Annotated in this window: 2 protein-coding genes, 1 tRNA gene and 3 rRNA genes; 1 reads left to right on the top strand and 5 read right to left on the bottom strand. The window is 55.3% G+C overall.

The window, feature by feature from the left end:
* Positions 1-167 (bottom strand): 16S ribosomal RNA (locus D3872_RS22435); the annotation flags it as partial.
* Positions 168-582: 415 nt separating this feature from the next.
* Entirely contained in the window at positions 583-3057 is a 2475-nt protein-coding gene (locus D3872_RS22430; RefSeq protein WP_229459482.1) for a penicillin acylase family protein, read from the bottom strand.
* A 43-nt stretch (positions 3058-3100) separates the two neighbouring features.
* Between D3872_RS22430 and D3872_RS22425 the strand changes: the two genes are divergently transcribed.
* Positions 3101-3574: a thioesterase family protein gene (locus D3872_RS22425; RefSeq protein ID WP_229459481.1), complete on the top strand. Its 474-nt coding sequence runs from the start codon at positions 3101-3103 to the stop codon at positions 3572-3574.
* Between the two features lie 160 nt (positions 3575-3734).
* Here the strand turns inward: D3872_RS22425 and rrf are convergent.
* From rrf to D3872_RS22410, 3 genes are all read right to left on the bottom strand, one after another.
* Positions 3735-3847 (bottom strand): 5S ribosomal RNA (gene rrf, locus D3872_RS22420).
* Positions 3848-3960: 113 nt separating this feature from the next.
* Positions 3961-6832 (bottom strand): 23S ribosomal RNA (locus D3872_RS22415).
* 219 nt (positions 6833-7051) lie between these two features.
* Positions 7052-7125: transfer RNA gene (locus D3872_RS22410), tRNA-Ala, on the bottom strand.

Raw genomic sequence — 7125 nt, 5'->3', positions numbered from 1 at the left:
GTATTAGCGTAACTTTCGCTACGTTATCCCCCACTCTTGGGTACGTTCCGATATATTACTCACCCGTTCGCCACTCGCCGCCAGGTTGCCCCGCGCTGCCGTTCGACTTGCATGTGTAAAGCATGCCGCCAGCGTTCAATCTGAGCCAGGATCAAACTCTTCAGTTTAATCTCTGTTTGTTGGCATTTCTGCCACCCTTATTTCTAAGGGGTCGCTCACTCAAAATACTGACCGTCACTCATTGCTGAGTAACGTATTTCTTTTTTGTGAACATTTGATAATTTAAGTAATCAGCTTCGCTTACGCTCGGCCGGCACTTTCATCAAACGCCCACACTTATCGACTGTTAATTTTTAAAGAACTTGTTCGGAACTGCTTGCTGCTCATCGACAAATCGTTTTGTTTGTCAGCAGCAGAGAGATGAGATTATGCGGTGTTTTGCGATCTTCGTCAACTTCTTTTTTCTACATCGTTTTTTACATCGTCCCGTTGCTTCTTTTTGTTGTGCTGCATCGCAACGGGAGGCGAACTATAGCAAACGGGCACAGCCGTTGACAAGTGCCGGAACGGAAAAGCCACACATTATTCTGAAATTAATGTCGACTTGTAGGCAGGATCAGCTTTTATCCGCGCTTCGGTGAACGGCAGGTCCATCCAGCGCTTCTGCGAGTACATCGTCAGCTGGTCCGCATAATATTGCGACGCGGGATCGACCGACTGGCCGTACAACAGCATTCCCTGCGCCACCGGCCCGGCGTCATCGAAACCCACTGCCTGGACATAGCTTGTCCCCCACCTGACGTTGCCATATCCAGTGCGGCCGAGCTCGCGGCTCATATGGATCGAGTTATACGATCCGTCGACATCGCCTATCGCACCGTGGATCGGTACCCGCTGGCCATTGCGCGTTTCGACCTGATAGTCGCCAAGGCGTACATCGAGCGGGACATTCATCGCTTCCAGTTTCTGCACCGCAGCCCTCAAGGCCGCCAACATGGCCGGCGCCGCGGCCGCCCGCATTCTGCGCGGCGTATTAACGGGATCGTTCGCATCGAATGGAACTTCCCACTTGTCGTCGATTAACGAGGCCGATGTCCAGAACTCCCGGAACAGGACACCGCCGCGGCTGTCGAGGTCGGCTTTCATGTCCCACGCGGCGAGCATGTCGCAGGCTTTTACCAGCTGGCTGTCAGCCGTGCCGCGGCATGCCCGTACCAGGTCCGGTAGCACCAGCTCGGCCGCATGCACGCGGTTGGCGAAGGCCAGTTGCTGCACGTCGCCGAGCTGCAGGCGGACCTTGCTGGCCATGATCTCCTCCATCTGCTTGAAGCCTATCCGCGTGCGCAGCTTCTGCTCGTTGCGCACGCGGCCATACAAGGGCGAAAAACCATGAGGCGCCGGCCCCGTCAGCAGGCCGCGCGGATTGGTCAGCCAGAAGCTGTCGTTCGAGTTACCGACGTAATCGGTCCGCACTGTCCACGGGCCATTCGCCGGCGCCATGATTCCTGCGGGAGCCCAGTCACAGCTTCCCCTCGCGCCGTCGAACATCAGCAACGGCGGGACCACCAGACAATCTGACGCGAAGCGTTCAGGCGGCACGTTGGGCACTACACTGGCGTCCGCAAACAAGGTATGTCCGGCGCGGTCCGCGGCGATCGTGTTCACCCAAGGCAAGCCGACGGTGCGGCCGAGCGCCGTCTTCAGTTCCTCCACGCTGCGCGCCTTGCCGATACCAATCCACTGCTCGATCAGCCTGGTGTTGTTGCGGTTCGGATCGGCAAGCACGCTGACGCTGGACCTGGCCCAATCGAGCCCGGCGTCCGGCTTGACGATCACCGCGCCGTGCTTGCTGAAGTAGAAGGTCTTGCTGCGCGTGCGCGTCGAGCCGTCCGGCTGCAGGCTGTCGACGGACACTGTCTTCGCCGTCATGCGCGTGGGCACGCCGTCCGACAAATACGTTGTGCCGGACTGGTCGCGCGCGTCGATGGCCAGCCTGAATGTCGTGAAGTGCACTGCGGTCGTCACGGTATGCGTCCACGCAATGTCCTTGTTGAAGCCGATGACGATGACAGGAATGCCGCCCAGGATCACGCCCATCGCATCGTAGTGCCCGGGGATCGTGAGGTGAGCCTGGTAGAAGCGGTCGGTGCTCGTCCACGGGTAGTGTGGATTGCCAAGCAGGATGCCGCGGCGATTGACCGACAGGTCCTTGCCGATCGCGAGCGCGTTGCTGCCAAGCTGTTCGCGCGTCAGCTTCGCGAGCCGTTCCTGCAGGAAGGCGCCGTCGGGCTTGCCCGCTTCGGAACGCAAGGGCGCAAGGACGGCCGTTGGGTCACGTGCGCCGGCCACTATCTCCTTCGCGAACACCTGGCCGGATGCGTGCAGCGCTTTCTCGGCGAGCACCAGGTGCATATCTTCGACGGAGATCGGCCGCACCCATGCCGCCTTGTTGCATGCGGCCGGCATCTTGCCCGCGTAATCGCGCAGGTAGCGGTTGTACCCGGCGACATAGCCTTCGAGCAGGTCGCGCGCCTCCTGCGAGCCTGTGTCATAGCCGCGCTTCAGCTGTTCGGAGTCGAGGTATCCCTTGAAGAAGAAGTCGCTGTCCTCGTTGGACAGGTCCATGAAGTCGCTGGCCACGCCGTACTCGCCATTGACCGGTTCCGTTGCGCGCGTTTCGCCGCCGAAGAAGCGCGAGCGCTCGCCTCGCACCGTCAGCACGCTGTCGGCGAACATGCACACGTTGTCCTGGGCATAGGCGTAGGCCAGGCCGTATCCGATGCCGCGAAAATCATCGGCGCGTATATGGGCGACTCCATGTGAGGTACGCGCCACTTCGGCACGTAACTCCGGTTTGGGACTGGGCTCGGTTTCGTCGAGCTTGCCACACGCGCCAAGTCCAAGTGCGACCACAAGGCCGAGGGCCGCGCAACACCGGAGTTGAAGGGAGTTCGACGCAACGTGGCGCATGATGACGTCCTTGGTGGGGTGGGAGTGGCGGCCGGAACTGGACGCCGCGGTCATCATCGCTTCAGGGACATATGGCGTATTGAGCACACTCAACCATGGTCCCCTGCGCGTTCGAACGGCGCGAGGTAAAGTGATCGCCTCGATCAATGGAAGGGACGACATCATGTTCGAACGAACACTCATGGCCGGCTGGGGCGATATGGATTTCAATTCGCATATGCGCAACACCGCCTACCTCGACAAGTCGGCCGACTTGCGCATGCTGTATTTTGCGGACCACGGATTCCCGATGTCGGAATTCATGCGGCTGAAGATCGGGCCGGTCGTGATGAAGGACGAGGTTGAGTACTTCCGCGAATTTCACTTGCTCGACGAAGTGCGGGTCACCATGATGCTCTCCGGCCTGTCTGAGGATGGCAGCCGAATGAAGCTTCGCAACGATTTCTACAGGAAGGACATCTTGGCGGCGCGTGTCACGTCGACCGCGGGATGGCTCGACCTGGCGCAGCGAAAGCTGGTCTGTCCTCCGGAAGGATTGCTGCAGGCACTGGGGGACGCGGACCGCAGCGAGGATTTCCAGGTGCTGCCGAATAAGCGTGAGTAAGATCGATTCATGCCAAAACGGCGGAGGCGGGCTTCGCCCTTTTCCGCCCTAGGGGTTTCGGCCTTATTCGCGCGGATGGTACAGACGAAAAAATCCCCCATTCGCACTAAGCGCGATCTTGAGCGCGCTTAGGCTAATGGGGGTTTTTCTCTTATAACTAGCCTGACGATAACCTACTTTCACACTGGTTGCAGCACTATCATCGGCGCAAAGTCGTTTCACGGTCCTGTTCGGGATGGGAAGGGGTGGGACCGACTTGCTATGGTCATCAGGCATAACTTGTACGAGCTCTGTTCCCAATGGGGCAACAGCGCTCTGAATCTGGAAGAAGTAGTTTTATATCAAATCAGTGTTGAAGTCTTGCTGACTATAACTGCTAAGGTTATAGGGACAAGCCGTACGGGCAATTAGTATCAGTTAGCTTAATGCATTACTGCACTTCCACACCTGACCTATCAACGTCCTGGTCTCGAACGACCCTTCAAGGAGCTTAAAGCTCCGGGAAATCTCATCTCAAGGCAAGTTTCCCGCTTAGATGCTTTCAGCGGTTATCTCTTCCGAACTTAGCTACCCGGCAATGCCACTGGCGTGACAACCGGTACACCAGAGGTTCGTCCACTCCGGTCCTCTCGTACTAGGAGCAGCCCCCTTCAAATTTCCAACGCCCACGGCAGATAGGGACCAAACTGTCTCACGACGTTTTAAACCCAGCTCACGTACCACTTTAAATGGCGAACAGCCATACCCTTGGGACCGGCTACAGCCCCAGGATGTGATGAGCCGACATCGAGGTGCCAAACTCCCCCGTCGATATGAACTCTTGGGAGGAATCAGCCTGTTATCCCCAGAGTACCTTTTATCCGTTGAGCGATGGCCCTTCCATACAGAACCACCGGATCACTATGTCCTACTTTCGTACCTGCTCGACTTGTCAGTCTCGCAGTTAAGCACGCTTATGCCATTGCACTATTAGCACGATGTCCGACCGTACCTAGCGTACCTTCGAACTCCTCCGTTACACTTTAGGAGGAGACCGCCCCAGTCAAACTGCCTACCATGCACTGTCCCCGATCCGGATAACGGACCAAGGTTAGAACCTCAAACAAACCAGGGTGGTATTTCAAGGATGGCTCCACGAGAACTGGCGTCCCCGCTTCAAAGCCTCCCACCTATCCTACACAGATTGGTTCAAAGTCCAATGCAAAGCTACAGTAAAGGTTCATGGGGTCTTTCCGTCTAGCCGCGGGTAGATTGCATCATCACAAACACTTCAACTTCGCTGAGTCTCGGGAGGAGACAGTGTGGCCATCGTTACGCCATTCGTGCAGGTCGGAACTTACCCGACAAGGAATTTCGCTACCTTAGGACCGTTATAGTTACGGCCGCCGTTTACTGGGACTTCAATCAAGAGCTTGCACCCCATCATTTAATCTTCCAGCACCGGGCAGGCGTCACACCCTATACGTCCACTTTCGTGTTTGCAGAGTGCTGTGTTTTTATTAAACAGTCGCAGCCACCAGTTTATTGCAACCCTTTCGCCCTACTGAAGTAAATCAGCCAAGCTACTAGGGCGTACCTTTTCCCGAAGTTACGGTACCAATTTGCCGAGTTCCTTCTCCCGAGTTCTCTCAAGCGCCTTAGAATACTCATCTCGCCCACCTGTGTCGGTTTGCGGTACGGTCTCGTATGACTGAAGCTTAGAGGCTTTTCTTGGAACCACTTCCGATTGCTTCGCCGCACAAGGCAGCTCGTCCCAGTCCCTTGAATTACGCGCCCGGATTTGCCTAAGCGCCTTCTATGAACCAGAAACTGACTATTCCAACAGTCAGACAACCTTCCGCGATCCGTCCCCCATCGCATCATACGACGGTGCAGGAATATTAACCTGCTTCCCATCAGCTACGCATCTCTGCCTCGCCTTAGGGGCCGACTCACCCTGCTCCGATGAACGTTGAACAGGAAACCTTGGGCTTACGGCGTGGGGGCTTTTCACCCCCATTATCGCTACTCATGTCAGCATTCGCACTTCCGATACCTCCAGCATCCTTTACAAGACACCTTCGCAGGCTTACGGAACGCTCTCCTACCATATCCTTGCGGATATCCGCAGCTTCGGTGACTGGCTTAGCCCCGTTACATCTTCCGCGCAGGACGACTCGATCAGTGAGCTATTACGCTTTCTTTAAATGATGGCTGCTTCTAAGCCAACATCCTGACTGTTTTAGCCTTCCCACTTCGTTTTCCACTTAGCCAATCTTTGGGACCTTAGCTGGCGGTCTGGGTTGTTTCCCTCTTGACGCCGGACGTTAGCACCCGACGTCTGTCTCCCAAGCTCGCACTCATCGGTATTCGGAGTTTGCAATGGTTTGGTAAGTCGCAATGACCCCCTAGCCATAACAGTGCTCTACCCCCGATGGTGATACTTGAGGCACTACCTAAATAGTTTTCGGAGAGAACCAGCTATTTCCAAGTTTGTTTAGCCTTTCACCCCTACCCACAGCTCATCCCCTAATTTTTCAACATTAGTGGGTTCGGACCTCCAGGGCGTGTTACCGCACCTTCATCCTGGCCATGAGTAGATCACTTGGTTTCGGGTCTACACCCAGCGACTGTCGCCCTATTCGGACTCGATTTCTCTACGGCTTCCCTATCCGGTTAACCTTGCCACTGAATGTAAGTCGCTGACCCATTATACAAAAGGTACGCAGTCACGGAACAAGTCCGCTCCTACTGTTTGTATGCACACGGTTTCAGGATCTATTTCACTCCCCTCCCGGGTTCTTTTCGCCTTTCCCTCACGGTACTGGTTCACTATCGGTCGATTACGAGTATTTAGCCTTGGAGGATGGTCCCCCCATGTTCAGACAGGATTTCTCGTGTCCCGCCCTACTTGTCGCATACTTAGTTCCACACGTCGCATTTCGTGTACGGGGCTATCACCCGCTATGGCGCCTATTTCCAGAGGCTTCCACTATGCGTCATGCTAAATCATGCAGGCTCATCCCATTTCGCTCGCCACTACTTTGGGAATCTCGGTTGATTTATTTTCCTGCAGCTACTTAGATGTTTCAGTTCGCCGCGTTCGCTTTGCATACCTATGTATTCAGTATGCAATGACCTAAAAGGCCGGGTTTCCCCATTCGGAAATCTGCGGATCAAAGTGTGTTTGCTCACTCCCCGCAGCTTATCGCAAGCTACTACGTCCTTCATCGCCTGTAATCGCCAAGGCATCCGCCATGTGCACTTATTCACTTGTCCCTATAACGTTAGCCCCTGTTGCCAGGGATCGTTACAGTTCCAAGCAAGACTTCATTTATTACTGTGTTTGATGAGTTTTACTACTACCCTAAGTGTGTACCTTTTACAGCACACGCTTAATAAAACTTTACTTCTTCCAGATTGTTAAAGAACGAAACAGCAATGATCTCTAAAAGACAAACTAAACCGCAGGGCTTACATTTGCCTCTTAGTAGGTAGTGGTGGAGGATGACGGGATCGAACGACGACCCCTGCTTGCAAAGCAGGTGCTCTCCCAGCTGAGCTAATCCCCC

The organism is Massilia cavernae, assembly GCF_003590855.1.
Classification (GTDB): Bacteria; Pseudomonadota; Gammaproteobacteria; order Burkholderiales; family Burkholderiaceae_D; genus Telluria_A; species Telluria_A cavernae.
Note: the sequence above shows the minus strand (reverse complement) of the source record. Positions and strands in the feature narration are given on the sequence as shown.